Source organism: Nonomuraea sp. NPDC005692 (assembly GCF_040631115.1).
In the GTDB taxonomy this organism is placed as follows: Bacteria; Actinomycetota; Actinomycetes; order Streptosporangiales; family Streptosporangiaceae; genus Nonomuraea.
In genome coordinates, this window is record NZ_JBEXYU010000021.1 from 144396 (window position 1) to 159421 (window position 15026).

Genomic DNA, 15026 nt, shown 5'->3' on the forward strand with positions numbered 1-15026 from the left:
GCGCCCTCAGCCGTCCGTCAGGAAGGCGAGGGCGTCGGGGGCGAACCGTTCGTCGGTGAAGGTGCCGCTGTGGCTGCGGCCGGGGTAGACGACGAGCTGCGCGTCGGGGATGCCATCGACCGTCTGCCGGGCCAGGTCCAGCGGGTAGACCAGGTCGTCGCCGCCCTGGATCAGCAGGGTGGCCGCCTTGATCTCGTGCAGCCGGCCGCGCAGGTCTAAGCCGTCCTCGGCGTTGAGCACGGTGACCGCGTCGGCGTGGTCGGCGCGCCCGCCGTCCGACAGCCACAGCAGGCCCCTGAGCAGGAAGCGGCCGGGAGCCGACTCGGTGACGATCTCGGCCAGCGCGGGGCTCGGCCGCCTGCCCTGGCGGGCCCGTTCGATGTAGCCGCGCTGGGCCCGCCGGCCGGCCGGGCCGAGGGTGCAGGCCGTGCCCGCGAGGACGAGCCGGTCGACCAGGCCGGGATGGTCGGCGGCCAGTTGCAGGGCGATGGATCCGCCGGTGGACAGGGCCAGCACGTTGACCGGCCCGTCGAACGTCGTCCTGATCGCCTGGGCGAAGATCGCGGCGAGGTCGGCCATCGTCGTGGTGGACGGCAGCCCTGGCGGGCGGTTGACGACGTACACGGTGAAGTCCCGGGTGAACGGTCGCACCATCCGCATCGTGGACCAGCGCGTCATGCCCGTCGGGTTGGCCGCCTGCGGGGTGTAGATCAGGACGATCAGGGGCGGCCCTTCGCCGGCCGACAGGTACGGCAGGTCGTTCAGCATGGGGGATCCCTTCCGTGGCCGCGCCGGCCGACTGTATCCGTATGAACAGTTTGGATTTTTGTTCACAGCATAAACGCGAGAACCGGCGGCCCGTCGTGGGGGACGCGCGGCGGCAACGGCTCGGTGACACCCGGGCCGATGGGCTACAGTCGTCCGCCATGGCCGACTCCTCCCCCTACCTCACGGCGACCGCGCGCGCCTACGACGCCGTCGCCGACCTGTACGCCGACCTCGCCCGGAACTCGCTCGACCGCCTGCCGCTGGACCGCGCGACGGTCGCCGTGTTCGCCGAACTCGTCCGGGCCGCCGGACCCCGGCCCGTGGTCGAGGCCGGGTGCGGCCCCGGGTACATGACGGCCCACCTGCGTGACCTCGGGCTGGACGCGTTCGGCGTCGACCTGTCCCCCGCGCTGCTCGACATCGCCCGCAGGGACTTTCCCGGCCTGCGTTTCGAGCTCGGTTCGATGGACGCCCTCGACGTGGCCGACGGCGAGCTGGGCGGTCTGATCTCCTGGTATTCCATGATCCACGTCCCGCCGGCGGAACTGCCGCCGTACTTCGCCGAGTTCCGCCGGGTGCTGGCCCCCGGCGGTCACCTGCTGGTCGGCTTCTTCGAGTCCGAGGGCGAGCCGGTCACGGAGTTCGACCACAAGGTCACGCCGGCCTACCGCTGGCCGATCGACGAACTGGCCGCCCTGGCCCGCAAGGAGGGGTTCGTCGAGGTGGGCCGGATACTGCGCGAGCCGTTGGAGGACGAACGGTTCCGCCGCGGCCACCTGCTGATGCGCGCCGCGACCCCCGGCGACGCAGACTAGAGGAACGAGCACGCGGGCGTCCCGCCACGAACCGGCACGCCCGCCGCGCTAACACGCCCGGGAGGTGCGGACCTCGGTCACTCCTGTCGGCGACTGCTCGGGCTGACCCCGGCCGGTCATCCGCGGCTGGGCTTTTGGGCGCGTTCGGTCAGTTCGGCGTACTCCTTGCCGGTCGTGGCGAAGCTCAAAGTGCCGCGCTTCGGATCGGTGAGCACGAAATACAGCCAGGAGCCCGCGGCCGGGTCGAGGGCGGCCCTGAGCGCGGCCTCGCCGGGGTTGGCCACGGGCCCCGGAGGCAGGCCCTTGTGACGGTAGGTGTTGTACGGCGAACGCACCTTCACGTCCTCGACCGTGACGGGCCCGCGGCGCCTGCCGAGCGCGTAGCGGACGGAGCTGTCGACCTGCAGCATCATGCCGCGGGCCAGCCGGTTGCGCAGGACGCGGGCCACCTTCGGCATGTCGGCCTCCGTGGGCGACTCGGCCTGGACGAGGCTGGCCACGATGACGACGTCCAGGGCGTCGGGCCGGGGGGCCAGGCCGAGTTCGTCCGCCGTCTCGCGGAAGCGGGCCACCATCCCGCCCAGGATCTCGGCCGGGGCGGCGGAGCCGGCGAACCGGTACGTGCCGGGGAAGGCGAAGCCCTCCAGCCCGCCCTTCGCGTACGGAGGCAGGCGCAGCGTCCGGCCGTCCCCGGCGGCCTTCGCGAACGACTCCGCGGGCCTGCCGGTCACGCGGGCGAGCTCGTCGAACAGGCCGGAGACCCGCTCGCCGTCGTTGACGACCTCCACCTGAGCCCGTCCCGGACCGGGCCGCGCGGCCGCGGACGGTGCCGGGCGGCCCGCCTCGGGCGCGAGCGTCCGGACGGCGACCGTGCCCCCGGCGGCCAGGACGACCACGGCGGCCGCCGCCGCCAGCGCGGCGCCCCTCCGGCGGGCAGGACGTTGCCGGAGGAACCGGGCGGGATGTTGCGGCAGGAACCGGGCGGGAGGCGGTGGCGGCTGCTCGTCCGCCATGTCGGCGAGGGTCTCACGCAGCAGGTTCTCGATGTTCAACGGAACTCCCTCACGGCGCTCAGCTCGGGGGCGGTCTTCTTCAGCCGCTCCAGCGATCGGTAGATCTGGCTGCGGACCGAGCCCACGCGCACGCCCAGCAGGTCCGCGATCTCGGTCTCCGACTTGTCCTCGAAGTAGCGCAGGACGAGCATGGTCCGCTGCCGGGGCGTCAGCCGGGACAGCGCCGCCCGCATAGTCAGGCGCAGGTCGGCCGCGTCGGCGTGCCCGTCGCCGTGCCCTCGCGGTCGGAGACGTGGACGGTTCCCTCCGCCGCCACCGGGCCGGTGCCGAGGCCGCCGGGCAGCGGACGGCGCCAGCGCACCCGTCCCCTGTCGAGCGCGTACAGCGTGCGGTCGCGGCCGGCGGTGTAGACCACGCCGTGCGCGACCGCGGCGCTCCACCGGTACATGGGCTGGTCACCCGCGGCCCGGAAGCTCCACAGGTGCTCGCCGGTGGCGGCGTCCAGGGCGTGCGTGGCGCCCTGGTCGTCGCCCAGGTAGACCGTGCCGCCGGCCACCAGCGGGCGGGCGGCGACCGTCCCGGAGATCCGCGACCTCCATCGGACCTCACCAGAGACGGCGTCCAGGGCGTTCACCCGGCCGCCGTCGCTCGCCGCATAGACGGTCGCGCCGGACCGCCGCACGAAGACGCGGTCGTGCCCGGAGCCGAGCCGCAGGCGGTGCCGCACGGTGCCGGTGGCGGGGTCCAGGGCGTACAGCATGCCGTGGTCGCTGCCGGCGAGGACGACGTCCCCGGCCGCCGTGAACTCGGGGGTCAGCACGTCGCCGGGCGGTTCGAAGGTCCACAGCCGCCTGCCGGAACGGGCGTCGAGCGCCACGAGCCGGGCCTTCGTGGACCAGGCGGGGTGCCTGCTCCACAGGTAGAGGCGGCCCGCGGCGACGGCGATGCTCCCGGACGCGCCGATCCTGCGCGTCCAGGCCGGGTGGCCGGTCGCCGCGTCGAGTGCCACCACCCTGTCGGTGAGGGCCGCGTACACGACGCCGTCCGCCACCACGTGGTCGTCCTCCAGCAGGCCGTCCGTCCGGTGGCGCCAGCGCACCGCGCCGGTGGCGGCGTCCAGCGCGGTCAGCGTGCCGTCGGCGGTGGACGCGTGGACGACGCCGCCGGCGACCACCGGTTCGGTGCGCACCGCCGCGTCGGCCGGGAAGCTCCACCCGCGCTCCCGGGCCGGGACGGGAGCGCGCACGCCCGGCCGGTACCGGGCCGGCAGCCGGTCGCGCAGCAGCGGCGAGAGCAGCCGCACCGCCTGCCGGGACGACGAGGTCAGCCGGACGACGACCGGACCCACGTTGACGAGGGTCGCGCCGTAGAAGCCGTTCGTCGCCTCCACCGTGGAGGTCAGGAAGCCTGGGGCCTCGGTGGTGGGGTCGACGGCCTCGGCCGCCCTGACGGCGGCGGCCTCGGCGGCGTACAGCCTGCGCGCCCCTTCCTCCGACGGCGACACCCATTCCACCGACACCGAGACGACGGCGCCGTCGTCGGCCGGCGGGATCCAGTCGCACCTGGCCGTGCCGTCCGCCGCCGGGGCCGGGGCGTAGCCGTCCGCGAAGGCCGCCAGGTCGCGGGCGGTCAGCAGGCCGCAGGCGTTCGGCCAGGCGGTCTTCGGGCGGGGCGGCCCATGGACCAGCCGGTATGCCGTCAGCCGCCCGCCGCCGGGGACGTCGCCGAGGACGAAGGCCAGGTCCCGGCTCGCCCCCGCGAGGGAGGCCAGGTGGGCGGGCAGGTCGATAGGCAGGCCGCGGAGCCGTCCGGTGCCGGGGTCCACCGCGACCAGGTAGGCGGGCAGCGGCCAGGGGCGCAGGCCCGGCCGGACGGTGGCGGGCCCGGCGTACAGGGGCGGAAGCCATCGGTCCGGATCGGTGACCTCGACGGCCTGCGAGACGGTGGACAGCAGGCGGCCGTCGGGGCCGAGGAAGAAGTCGTCCTTGCCCACCCTGGCCTGCGCGTACCCTTCGGCGTTGGCCGTGAGCCCGATCGGCGGGCCCGCGCCCTCCGTGGCGGACGTCCTCGTCAGTGGGCGCGTCCAGCCCGGCCGCAGGGTGCGCGGATCCGTCGAGGACAGCCGCACCTCGCCCTGGCAGTAGCTGAGCAGCCGCACCGATCCGGCCGTCGCCGCCCCGGTCAGCCGGCAGCGTCCCGGATAGGCCGACCGGGCCGTGGTCGTGCCGGTCCGCGCGTCGAGCGCCAGGATGCGGACGGGTTCGTCGGGTTGCTCGACCACCACGACGCCGCGCCCGGCCGCCATGATCCGCGGGCCGTGGTAGGAGCCGGTGTCGCCCAGCGTGGGCCGGCGCGGGGCGACGGTGACCGGGCGCCGCCACAGCGGCGCGCCCGTGGCCAGGTCGTGGCCGTACAGGGTCTGCCCGGCGTCGTCCGGTCCGCCCCTGGCGACGACGAGCGTGCCGCCCGCGATCCAGACGCCGGTGACGGACGACGACCGGTCCGGCCCGGCGAGGACGGTGTGCCGGAGCCGGCCCGTGCGCGGGTCGAGGATCCGTACGGCGCCCTGCCGGGTCGCCACGGCCACCGCCCGGTCGGACACGGCGTGACTGCGGGCCTCCTCGCCCATGACACCGCTCCCGGCCTCGACGGGCACCGACCACGACGCCCGCCATTCCACGGGCACGCGGGCGAGCCCCCCGACGCCGGCCGCGGCCGAACAGGTGGCCAGGACGACCACCAGCACGACCGCGCCCGACCGGCAGCCGCGCGTGGTCAGCACCTCCCGGCCCTGGCGAGCTTCTGTTCGATCGCGCACGCGTCGCCCCTGGAGATCGGGCGCCAGCCGCCGAGCGGGGAGGGCGTGTAGTAGGCGCGGTAGGTGCCCGAGGCGCCGGTCACCCGGAACGGCGTGCTGTCCGGCCCCTGGATCGTCAGTTGCTCGGTCCGGTCACCCGCGAGCACGGTGACGACGAGCTCGAAGGCGTAGTAGGCGGCCGTGCCCGTGACCGACATGGAGAGCGTGACCCGTTCGTCCTGCTTGAGGTCGATCTGCTTCTTCCTGAAGTACGAGGTGTCCGGGTCGTCGGGCGTGGTGAAGCGCGGCGCGGGCCGGTCGAGGTCGGCGGTCAGCTGGATGGCGGGCGACTCCCCGGCCGGGGTGGACGAACAGCGCGCCGTCGGAGACGGGCCTGCGGTCGAGGACGCGCGGCTGGATGTCCACGATCCGCAGGCTGCTGCGGTTGCCGACGAGCACGACGGTGACGTCGGCGCTCTCCAGCGGGGCCCAGTCGTGCCGCGCCATGACCTCGTCGCGCCGGGTGCCGGACGCGGCGCCCAGCAGGAGCGCCCGCTCCGCGGGGGCGGTCACCGCCTCCCTCAGCGTGGTGTCCTGGGCGGCGTACTCGACGGCCACGTGGCCGACCTTGATCGGGGGCTCGCCGCTGATGCTGCCGACGGTGTCGGAGCCGCGCGCGTTGAACCAGGCGGTGAACACCACCCCGGCGGCCGCGACGATCACCGCGCCGGCGATGCCGGCCAGCCATGTCCGCACGGCCTTCCATCCTCCGGCCTCCGCCGGAGGGACGGGGGCGGCACGCCTTCTCCGGCGCGCTCTGGCCATGCGGATGCCCTTCGTCGGCGGCCTGCGGTAGCTGATGTATAGCTGATGGGACGCTGCGTAACCGCCGTGTTGACGAATTCGGTCCGGGAGGGGGCGCGGCCCTGGATCCGGCGACTTGAGTTCGCCCATAGGCGAACTCCTAGCGTCTCTGCCATGACGGAAGACAACGCCGACAGCCGCCTCCGGATCGCCGTGGTGATCGGAAGTGTGCGCAGGCCCAGAATGGCCGATCCGCTCGCCGCCTGGCTGGAGCGCGAGCTCACCGCGATCGACTGGCTCGACCTCGACATGATCGACCTGGCCGCGGTCTCGCTGCCGATGCACGAGCTGCAGCCCGGCGGAGGAGTCGCGTCCCCGATCGGCGACGCGCTCGCCTCCGCCGACGGGTTCGTGTTCCTCGTCCCGGAGTACAACCACAGTTTTCCCGCCGCGGTGAAGAACGCGATCGACTGGCACTTCACCGAGTGGGCGTACAAGCCGGTCGCGTTCGTCGGGTACGGCGCCTCCGGCGGCATCAGGGCCGTGGCGCAGTTGCGCATGGTCTTCCCCGAACTGCGGGCCGCCACGGTCCGCGAGTCGGTGCTGATCCCGATGGCGTGGGAGCACCTGGACGCCGACGGCCGCTTCGTTCCCCCGCCGGGCACGACGCAGGCGCTGCACACGACGATGGGCGAGCTGCGCACGTGGGCGCGGGCACTGCGTACCGTCCGCGTCACGGACCTGGCCGGTCGACGGTGAGCAGACTGACCGGGCCGGAGCTGCGCGCCGCGGTCGTCCTGATGGCCGGCGGGTTGCTGGCGGTGCTGGACGCCACGATCGTCGTGGTGGCGCTGCCCGCGCTGATGGCGACGTTCGGCGCGTCGCTGAGCTCCGTGCAATGGGTCATCACCGCGTACACGCTCGGGATGGTGGCGACGATGCCGCTCGCCGCCGGGATGGCCGCGCGCTGGGGCGCCCGGCGGGTGTACCTGGCGGCGCTGGTCGGTTTCGCGGTCGCCTCCGCCGCCGCCGGCGCGGCCGGCGGCCTGGACGGGCTGATCGCCGCTCGCGCGGCGCAGGGCCTCAGCGGGGGCCTGATGGCGCCGCTGGGGATGGCGATCGGGTTCGGCGCGGTCGCGCCCGAACGCCGCAGCCGGATGACGGCGGTCGCCGGGCTGCCGATGTTGATCGGGCCGATCCTGGGCCCGCTGCTCGGCGCGGCGCTCCTGGGCGCCGGCTCCTGGCGCGCGCTGTTCTACGTCACCGTGCCGCTGGCGCTGCTGACCGCCGCGGTCGCGCCGGCCTGGTTGCCGGCCGACCCCGCGCGCGGCCGGCGGGTCCGGCTGGACCTGGTGGGGGCGATGTCGCTGGTGCCCGGCATCGTCGCGGTGGCGTACGGCATCAGTGCCCAGGACAGCCCGGTCTGGACGCGGATCGCCGCGGTGGCCACCGGCGCGGTGCTGGTCGTGGCCTTCTGCGCGCGGGCCCTGAGACGTCCGGAACCGCTGCTGCGGATCCGGCTGCTCGGCGATCCGACGTTCGGCCGGGGCGCCGCGGTGCTCGCCCTGTACGCCGCCCCCTACTTCGGCTCGGCTCTGCTGATGCCCACCTACGTTCAGACGTTGCGTCTCGACAGCGCCTCGGTCACGGCCGCGCTGATGATCCCCGGCGCGGTAGGCATGGGCCTCAGCCTGCAGGTCGCCGCCCGGCTGCTGGAACGGCTCGGCCCCCGGCGGGTCGTCGGCACCGGGCTCGGACTCGTGATCGCCTCCGGCGTGGTACAGGTGATCATCCTCGCGCCGGACACCCCCTACCCGGTGCTCGGCCTGTTCGCGTTCCTCCAGGGAGCGGGCACCGGCGCGATCATGATGCCGACGATGTCCGGTTCCAGCCGGAACCTCCACGGCCCCGACCTGGCCTCGGGTTCCGCGCTGTTGTCGCTGGTGAGCACGGTCGCCAACGGCATGGGCACCGTGGCGGTCGGCGCGCTGTTCACGGCGCTGACCGGCGCGCTGACCGGCGGCGCTTCGCTCGCGGCCCTGGCCACGATGGGCGCGGCGGACAGGGCCGCGCAGGCTCTCGTCATCACCGACGCCCTGCGGCTGACCCAGGCGGCGGCCCTTGTCGTGATGTCGCTGGCCCTCGTCGTACGATTGCGCTCTCCGGCCCCGCCTTCGGCGATCGCGGGCCGGCGGGAGTCGGCTGAGAGGACGGTGGGCGCGCCATGACCGTCACCGACCGTCCCGGCTCCGAGGCGATCCAGGCCTCGCTCACGGTCGGGCAGGTGGCCAGGGCCGCCGGGGTGACGCCCAACGCCGTCCGCTTCTACGAGCGCTACGGCGTGATCACCGGCCACCGCAACAGCGGCAACGCCCGCCGCTTCACCGTCGACGCGGTCTGCCGGATCAAGCTCGCCCTCGCCGCGCAGCGGGTCGGCATCACCCTCAAGGAGAGCGCCGACATCCTCTCCGGCATCCCGCCCCTGTCCCCCGACCTCGGCCAGTGGGTCGCCGCGGGCGAGGAGCTCGTCCGGATCGGCCGCGCCCGCATCGACCAGCTGCAGACGACCGTGAACGAGCTGGCCACCCTGGGCTTCCTCCAGACCCCTTGATCGCCCTGCGGGCATCGAGCGGCACGCCTGCCGCCTGCCTGCGGCCTTCGGGTGACTCATCCCGATCGACAGGAACACATCATGAGCAACCTCCATGGCAAGACCGCGCTCGTCACCGGCGCGAGCAGAGGGATCGGCCGGGCCATCGCCCGGCGCCTGGCCGGTGACGGCGCGCGCGTCGCCGTCCACTACGGCGGCAACGACCAGGCCGCCGCGGAGACGGTCGCCGCGGTCGAGGCGGCGGGCGGGCAGGCGTTCGCCCTGCGGGCCGAGCTGGGCACGCCCGGTGACGCCGAACGCCTGTGGGCCGCCTTCGACGCACACGCCGACGGGCTGGACATCCTGGTCAACAACGCCGGCATCCTGAACGACGAGCCCGGCATCGAGCACGTCACCAGGCGGCAGTTCGAACGGCTCTTCGCGGTCAACGCCACCGCCCCGTTCTTCGTCACCCAGCTCGCACTTCCCCGGCTGCGTGACGGCGGCCGGATCGTCAACGTCTCCACGATGCTGACCCGCGGCTCGGCGATGCCGACGGCGATCAGCTACGCCATGTCCAAGGGCGCGCTCGACGTGCTCACCTCGACGCTGGCCAAGCAGCTCGGGCCGCGCGGGATCACCGTCAACACTGTGGCGCCCGGCGTCATCGACACCGACATGCACCAGGGCAGACTCGTCGGGGAGGCGCTGACCTGGTTGTCGTCGCTGTCCCCCATGGGCCGCGTGGGCACCCCCGCGGACGTGGCCGACGCGGTGGCCTTCCTGGCCGGCGACGACAGCCGCTGGGTCACCGGCCACTGGCTGGACGCCTCGGGCGGCACCCTGCTCTGACGGCCTGACGGAGCAACCACAGGACCCGCGCGGCCTGGACCGCCAGGGCACCCGGCGGGTTGTGCGGCGTCGCCGGGCCACCGGGACCGAGCTGAAGGAACCAGCCCAGTGCGATCAGACGACGGAAGTCCCGCACCCGCCGGGCCTCGGGGCACGCGTCGGTGGAGTGGAGCCCCGACAATGGGAACATTATGGACAATCACCTCACCGCAGCCACGAGGGGACGCGCGCGGGCGCGCGAACTGGGCGTCGTCGTCGGCGCCCTGCCGACCGGGCCGTTGAACGCGATCACCGACGTCGAAGGCGTCCTGGTCGGCCACACCACCCTCGACGACGGCGCCGACCTGCACACCGGGGTCACCGCCATCGTGCCCCGCCAGCTCATCGCCGGGCGGCGGGCGCTGCCCGCGGCCGTGTACGCCGGCAACGGATACGGCAAACTGGTCGGCTCCACCCAGATCGACGAACTCGGCGTGCTGGAGTCGCCCGTCGTCCTGACCGCCACGCTGTCAGCGTTCCGGGCGGCGGACGCGCTGCTCACGTACCTGATGGAGCGCAGCCCGGAGGGGATCTCCTTCAACCCGGTCGTGGGCGAGACCAACGACGGCTTCCTGTCCGACATCCGGCGCCGCCCGATCACCGAACGGCACGTGCTCGACGCGCTGGAGGGTGCGTCCGGCGGGCTGCCCGCCGAAGGATGCGTGGGAGCGGGCACCGGGACGACGGCGCTGGGCTTCAAGGCGGGCATCGGCACCTCGTCCCGGCAGCCGGTGGCCGAGGGGGCCGCGGTGACGGTCGGGGCGCTCGTCCAGGCGAACTTCGGCGGCGTGCTGACCGTGGGGGGCGTCCCGATGCCGGTCGAAGAGCTCGTCCCGGGGGCGGCGAACGAGGAGCCGATCGGCAACTCCTGCATGATCGTGGTGGCCACCGACGCGCCGCTCGACGCGCGTCAGCTCGCCCGGCTGGCCCGCCGGGCGATCTTCGCGATGGGCCGCGTCGGGGCGTCGTACTCCAACGGGAGCGGCGACTACGCCATCGCCTTCACCACCGCGCCGCCGGAGCTCCCGCGCCTGCCCGACGCCGGCCTGAACCCGCTGTTCGCCGGGGTCATGGACGCGGTGGAGGAGGCGCTGCTCAACTCCCTGTTCACCGCGACGACCACCACCGGCGTCCGCGGCCGGACCCGGCACGCCGTTCCGTACGACCGGCTTCCGCGGACCGGCTTGGGAGAGCCGGTCGGCTAGTCACCGGTCAGGACGGCTGGACCTCGTCGAAGACGGCGAGGGCCGTGGCGGGATCCGGGCCGACGAGACGTTCCAGGCCGTCCGCCGTCATCTTCGCCCACTTCCCGGCCCGTTCCCACATCCGCTCCTCGAAGGCGCGGACGGCCTCGTCCGGATCGCCGGGGGCGGCGGCGAGGGCCTCGGCGAGTTCGGCGCCCTCCAGCATCGCCAGGTTCGCGCCCACTCCCAGGGGCGGCATGAGGTGGGCGGCATCCCCCAGGAGCGTCACTCCGGGGACGTGGGCCCAGGTGTGGGAGACGGGCAGGACGTAGAGGGGGCGGTCGGCGAACGCGGTGCCGTGGCGCAGGAGGTCGAGCACGGGGTCGGCCCAGCCCTCGAACAGCGCAAGCAGGCGGGACCGCACGGCCTCGACGCCGTCCGTGCCCGCGTCCGGGCCCACGCGCCGGTCCAGCGGCGCGCGGAACTGGGCGTACACCTTGACGTGGCCGCCGCTGTTGCGCTGGGCGACGATGGCGCGGTTCACGCCGTAGACGGCCATGGAACCGTCGCCGATCAGCCGGGCGAGGTCCGGGTGGCGGGTGTCGACGTCGTCGAGCGAGGTCTCGACCGCGGTGACGCCGGTGTAGTGCGGCGTCGCGGCGGAGACCGCCGGGCGGACCCGGGACCAGGCCCCGTCCGCGCCGACCACGAGGTCGAACGTCTCCTGCCGTCCGTCGGCGAAACGGACCGCCACGCCGTCCCGGGTGCGGGGCGCCACCTCCGTCACGCCGTGCCCCCAACGGACGTCCAAGGGGCCGAGCAGCAGGTCACGCAGCTGCCCGCGGTCGATCTCCGGATTGGCCTGGTCGTCCGGACCGGGCCGCCAGTCGCGGAGCACGGTCCCGTCCGGGGCCAGGATGCGCATGGCCTGCCCCTCGGGACGGGACAGCGCCCGGAACTCCGCCAGCAGCCCCGCCTTGTCCAGCGCGCGCTGGCCCATCCCTTCGTGCAGGTCGATCGTGCCTCCCGGCGGACGGGCGTCGGGCGCGGCATCGCGTTCGAAGACGGTTACGGGGTGGCCGTGGCGGTGCAGGACGCGGGCGAAGGTGAGGCCCGCGGGGCCGCCTCCCACTACGGCGATACGATGTCTCATGTCGATACACTGTATTTTGCCGAGACGCTGTATCGCAACAGTACGATGTATCCATGACTGTGTGGGACCGTCCGGAGCCGCCGACCCGCCCGGCGCCGCTCGACCGGCAGCGGATCGTCGACGCGGCCGTCGCGCTGGCCGACGAGGGCGGGCTGGAGGCGGTGTCGTTGCGCAAGGTCGCCGCCCGGCTCGACGTCGGCCCGATGCGGCTGTACGGATTCATCTCCACCAAGGAGGAGCTGTTCGACCTCATGATGGACGAGGTCCACGCCGAGATCCTCCCCGACGGGCAGCCCGGCGACTGGCGGGAGGCGCTGCGCGGCCACGCGGTCCGCACCAGGCAGGCCGCCCTCCGCCACGAATGGCTGGCCGACCTGCTCGGCGGCCGTCCGAGCCTGGGCCCGAACGCCCTCGCCGTGACCGAACGCACGCTGGCCGCCCTCGACGGCCACGCCGACCTCGACACCGTCATGCACGCCGTGCGGACCGTCGGCGCGTACATGACCGGCGCGATCAGGCGCGAGGTCGCCCACCTGCGGGCCGAGCGCGCCACGGGCCTGTCCGAGCTCGACTGGCAGCGTGCCTACGGCCCGCACGTGAGCAGGATGCTGGCCACGGGCCGCTACCCCACGCTGGCCAAGTTCGTGCACGACGGCACGGAGGTGGACGCCGAGGAGTCCTTCACGACCGGCCTGGAGTGGGTCCTCGACGCCGTGGCCGCCAGACTCGACCGGCCACCGGCGTGACGCCCCCCGTGCCTCCTACCGTGCCTCCTTCAGGGCCTCCTTCAATGCCGCCTGCCACGCCGCCCCCTGTGCCGCCTTCCGTGCCCGCCGCGGCGTCGCCCGCGGCGGCGCGCCGGCGGATGTGGCCGCTGTACGCGGCCGGGTTCACCACCGCGTTCGGCGCGCACGGCATCGCCGCCAACCTCGGCGGGTTCTCCGCGGACGCGGTCACCTCGCTGCTCGTCCTGGGCGCGCTGCTGGCCCTGTACGACGGCGCCGAGGTGCTGCTCAAGCCGCTCTTCGGCAGCCTCGCCGACCGCGTCGGCGCCCGTCCGGTGCTGGTGGGCGGGCTGGTGGGGTTCGCGGTCGCCTCCGGCCTGTACGTCGTCGCCGACAGCCCCGGCTGGTTGTGGGCCGCCCGCCTGGGCCAGGGAGCGGCGGCCTCGGCGTTCTCTCCGTCGGCCTCGGCGCTGGTGGCCAGGCTCAATCCGGCCGCCAAGCTCGGCCGGGCCTTCGGCGGCTACGGCTTCTGGAAGTCGATCGGCTACACCCTGGGCCCGCTGCTGGGCGGCGTGCTGGTGTGGGCCGGCGGCCTGCGGCTGCTGTTCGCGGTCCTGACCGTGCTGGGCGCGGGGGTCGCCGTATGGGCCGCGCTGTCCGTGCCCGCGGTGCCGCCGCTGCCCAAGGTCCGCCAGACGGTGCTGGACCTGGCACGGCGCCTGGCCGATCCGGCCTTCCTCGCGCCGACCGCCGCCCTGGCCGGAGCCACCGCCGCGCTGTCGGTCGGCGTGGGCTTCCTGCCCGTGTCCGGCCGGGCCGCCGAGCTCGGCACGGTCGCGACCGGCGCGGCGGTGTCCGTCCTGGCGGCGTGCGCGGCGGTGGTCCAGCCCAGGGCCGGGCGGGCACTCGACGAAGAGCGTCTGTCGGCCCGTACCGGCCTGCTGGGCGGGCTGCTGGTCACCGCGGCGGGGCTGGCCTGCGCCATGCTGCCCGGCCCGGCCGGCATCCTGTCGGCCGCCGTGCTGATCGGGGCCGGGACGGGGCTCATCACCCCGCTCGGGTTCGCCGCCCTCGCCGCCCGCACCCCGGCCGAACGTATGGGCCAGACCATGGGCGCCGCCGAACTCGGCCGGGAGCTGGGCGACGCCGGCGGCCCGCTGCTCGTGGCGGGTGTCGCCACCTTGGCCTCGCTCACCTACGGTTACGCGGCCCTAGCGCTCCTGCTCGCCGCCGGCCCGCTCGTCGCCCTCGCCCTTCACCGCTCCCGCACACCCTGAAGCCTTCGCCGTCCTCCCGAAAGACCGCCGCCCCGGCCGCCCCGGCCGCCCCGGCCGTCGCGGTCCTCGCCGTCATCGGGCTGGGCGTGTGGTTGCGCCGGGTGGCGATCCTCGTCGCGCTGCCGTACGGCCTGACGGTGTTCCCGTTGCTGCCCGACGCCGTAGACGCGGGTGGAGTATCCGCAGGTGGCCGCCCATTACGCGCCCTCGGCGGGGTACTTCCCGCTGCCCGGGCGGGTCGGGCTCGCAGTCCTGGGCGCGTACGGCGGCGTTCGCGACGTGGCGGGCCCTGCGTCGCCGGGCCGCGCCGGGACCGTTCGCGCCGCCCGGCTCTGGCATCATCGCCGGATGATCCCCATGACGACCGACCGGCTGCTCCTGCGTCTACCGGACGACGACGACCTCGCTTCCTACACCGCCATGAACGCCGATCCCGAGGTCATGCGGTACATCGGCGACGGTTCCGTCCTGCCGCAGGACCAGGACCGCACGGCGGCGTGGATCGCGCGCGCCCGCCGGGAATGGCGGGAACGCGGCCACGGCCCGCTCTCCGTCGTCGTGCGCGAGACCGGGCTGACGGCCGGCTGGGTCGCCCTGGCGGTGCCCGCGTTCCTCCCCGAGATCCTGCCCGCCGTGGAGATCGGCTGGCGGCTCGGACGAGCGCACTGGGGCAACGGCTACGCCACCGAGGCGGCCGGAAGCTTGCTGCGGTTCGGGTTCGCCGAGTGCGGTCTCGACCGGATCGTCAGCATCCGTCACGTGGACAACCAGCGGTCCCGCCGGGTGATGGACAAGCTCGGCCTGCGATTCGCGTTCGAGACGGTGGTGCCCGGCCACGGGCGGCCGGTCGCCGTGCACGAGATCACCAGAGCCGCCCACGAGGAGCCGCCACCTCACCCGCGCCTGCCGTAGGGGAAGATCACGAGCGGCCCGCACCGCGATGACGGCGGCCCTGTGCCTGTGCCTGGGCAGGGCGCTGCGCCTGGTCGGCGGCGGCCGGGCGTGAGCC

At 74.4% G+C, this 15026-nt stretch carries 15 protein-coding genes and 1 pseudogene; 9 read left to right on the plus strand and 7 right to left on the minus strand.

Going from position 1 to position 15026, the window contains the following annotated elements:
• Positions 1-6 precede the first annotated feature (6 nt).
• The gene (locus ABZ459_RS34065; RefSeq protein ID WP_357979200.1) at positions 7-768 is read right to left on the minus strand and encodes an alpha/beta hydrolase; all 762 of its coding nucleotides are present in this window, start codon (positions 766-768) and stop codon (positions 7-9) included.
• A 158-nt stretch (positions 769-926) separates the two neighbouring features.
• Between ABZ459_RS34065 and ABZ459_RS34070 the strand changes: the two genes are divergently transcribed.
• Entirely contained in the window at positions 927-1583 is a 657-nt protein-coding gene (locus ABZ459_RS34070; protein WP_357979202.1) for a class I SAM-dependent methyltransferase, read from the plus strand.
• Between the two features lie 116 nt (positions 1584-1699).
• Here the strand turns inward: ABZ459_RS34070 and mltG are convergent, their stop codons facing one another.
• The 5 genes and pseudogenes from mltG to ABZ459_RS34095 all read right to left on the minus strand — a co-directional run bounded on the left by mltG (position 1700) and on the right by ABZ459_RS34095 (position 6149).
• Positions 1700-2635, minus strand: a complete 936-nt coding sequence (gene mltG, locus ABZ459_RS34075; RefSeq protein WP_357979204.1) for an endolytic transglycosylase MltG — start codon at positions 2633-2635, stop codon at positions 1700-1702.
• Positions 2632-2952 (minus strand): sigma-70 family RNA polymerase sigma factor, encoded by a 321-nt coding sequence (locus ABZ459_RS34080; protein WP_357979294.1) that lies wholly within the window; start codon positions 2950-2952, stop codon positions 2632-2634. The genes mltG and ABZ459_RS34080 overlap by 4 nt, the downstream gene beginning before the upstream one ends.
• Positions 2880-5225, minus strand: a pseudogene (locus ABZ459_RS34085) (PQQ-binding-like beta-propeller repeat protein); the annotation flags it as partial. The pseudogene ABZ459_RS34085 and the gene ABZ459_RS34080, both read right to left, overlap by 73 nt.
• 146 nt (positions 5226-5371) lie before the next feature.
• The gene (locus tag ABZ459_RS34090; RefSeq protein ID WP_357979206.1) at positions 5372-5611 is read right to left on the minus strand and encodes a hypothetical protein; all 240 of its coding nucleotides are present in this window, start codon (positions 5609-5611) and stop codon (positions 5372-5374) included.
• The gene (locus ABZ459_RS34095; RefSeq protein WP_357979208.1) at positions 5547-6149 is read right to left on the minus strand and encodes a hypothetical protein; all 603 of its coding nucleotides are present in this window, start codon (positions 6147-6149) and stop codon (positions 5547-5549) included. The genes ABZ459_RS34090 and ABZ459_RS34095 overlap by 65 nt, the downstream gene beginning before the upstream one ends.
• Before the next feature lie 222 nt (positions 6150-6371).
• Between ABZ459_RS34095 and ABZ459_RS34100 the strand changes: the two genes are divergently transcribed.
• The 5 genes from ABZ459_RS34100 (at position 6372) to ABZ459_RS34120 (ending at position 10883) form a co-directional block, all read left to right on the plus strand.
• The gene (locus ABZ459_RS34100) at positions 6372-6956 is read left to right on the plus strand and encodes an NAD(P)H-dependent oxidoreductase (RefSeq protein ID WP_357979210.1); all 585 of its coding nucleotides are present in this window, start codon (positions 6372-6374) and stop codon (positions 6954-6956) included.
• On the plus strand, positions 6953-8425 hold the full coding sequence (locus tag ABZ459_RS34105; RefSeq protein WP_357979212.1) for a DHA2 family efflux MFS transporter permease subunit: 1473 nt from the start codon (positions 6953-6955) through the stop codon (positions 8423-8425). Before ABZ459_RS34100 ends, ABZ459_RS34105 begins: the two co-directional genes overlap by 4 nt.
• Entirely contained in the window at positions 8422-8808 is a 387-nt protein-coding gene (locus tag ABZ459_RS34110; protein WP_357979214.1) for a MerR family transcriptional regulator, read from the plus strand. The genes ABZ459_RS34105 and ABZ459_RS34110 overlap by 4 nt, the downstream gene beginning before the upstream one ends.
• Positions 8809-8889: 81 nt before the next feature.
• Positions 8890-9639: an SDR family oxidoreductase gene (locus ABZ459_RS34115; RefSeq protein WP_357979216.1), complete on the plus strand. Its 750-nt coding sequence runs from the start codon at positions 8890-8892 to the stop codon at positions 9637-9639.
• A gap of 191 nt (positions 9640-9830) precedes the next feature.
• Positions 9831-10883 carry a P1 family peptidase gene (locus tag ABZ459_RS34120; protein WP_357979218.1) on the plus strand — a complete coding sequence of 351 codons (1053 nt, stop codon included), beginning with the start codon at positions 9831-9833 and terminating at the stop codon, positions 10881-10883.
• Positions 10884-10890: 7 nt separating this feature from the next.
• Here ABZ459_RS34120 and ABZ459_RS34125 read toward each other — a convergent pair whose 3' ends face one another.
• Complete coding sequence (locus ABZ459_RS34125) at positions 10891-12015, minus strand: NAD(P)/FAD-dependent oxidoreductase (RefSeq protein WP_357979220.1); 1125 nt, start codon at positions 12013-12015, stop codon at positions 10891-10893.
• A gap of 53 nt (positions 12016-12068) precedes the next feature.
• On the opposite strand from ABZ459_RS34125, the gene ABZ459_RS34130 reads away from it, so the two are divergent.
• The 3 genes from ABZ459_RS34130 to ABZ459_RS34140 all read left to right on the plus strand — a co-directional run bounded on the left by ABZ459_RS34130 (position 12069) and on the right by ABZ459_RS34140 (position 14929).
• The gene (locus ABZ459_RS34130) at positions 12069-12761 is read left to right on the plus strand and encodes a TetR/AcrR family transcriptional regulator (RefSeq protein ID WP_357979222.1); all 693 of its coding nucleotides are present in this window, start codon (positions 12069-12071) and stop codon (positions 12759-12761) included.
• A gap of 68 nt (positions 12762-12829) precedes the next feature.
• Entirely contained in the window at positions 12830-14017 is a 1188-nt protein-coding gene (locus tag ABZ459_RS34135; RefSeq protein ID WP_357979224.1) for an MFS transporter, read from the plus strand.
• 171 nt (positions 14018-14188) lie between these two features.
• On the plus strand, positions 14189-14929 hold the full coding sequence (locus tag ABZ459_RS34140) for a GNAT family N-acetyltransferase (protein ID WP_357979226.1): 741 nt from the start codon (positions 14189-14191) through the stop codon (positions 14927-14929).
• Positions 14930-15026 lie beyond the last annotated feature (97 nt).

Excerpts from the sequence above, each read along its gene's own strand:
- ABZ459_RS34065 (WP_357979200.1), bottom strand. The coding sequence starts at position 768 with ATGCTGAACGACCTGCCGTACCTGTCGGCCGGCGAAGGGCCGCCCCTG.
- ABZ459_RS34070 (WP_357979202.1), top strand. The coding sequence starts at position 927 with ATGGCCGACTCCTCCCCCTACCTCACGGCGACCGCGCGCGCCTACGAC.
- ABZ459_RS34090 (WP_357979206.1), bottom strand. The coding sequence starts at position 5,611 with ATGTCGGTCACGGGCACGGCCGCCTACTACGCCTTCGAGCTCGTCGTC.
- ABZ459_RS34100 (WP_357979210.1), top strand. The coding sequence starts at position 6,372 with ATGACGGAAGACAACGCCGACAGCCGCCTCCGGATCGCCGTGGTGATC.
- ABZ459_RS34110 (WP_357979214.1), top strand. The coding sequence starts at position 8,422 with ATGACCGTCACCGACCGTCCCGGCTCCGAGGCGATCCAGGCCTCGCTC.
- ABZ459_RS34115 (WP_357979216.1), top strand. The coding sequence starts at position 8,890 with ATGAGCAACCTCCATGGCAAGACCGCGCTCGTCACCGGCGCGAGCAGA.
- ABZ459_RS34120 (WP_357979218.1), top strand. The coding sequence starts at position 9,831 with ATGGACAATCACCTCACCGCAGCCACGAGGGGACGCGCGCGGGCGCGC.
- ABZ459_RS34125 (WP_357979220.1), bottom strand. The coding sequence starts at position 12,015 with ATGAGACATCGTATCGCCGTAGTGGGAGGCGGCCCCGCGGGCCTCACC.
- ABZ459_RS34130 (WP_357979222.1), top strand. The coding sequence starts at position 12,069 with ATGACTGTGTGGGACCGTCCGGAGCCGCCGACCCGCCCGGCGCCGCTC.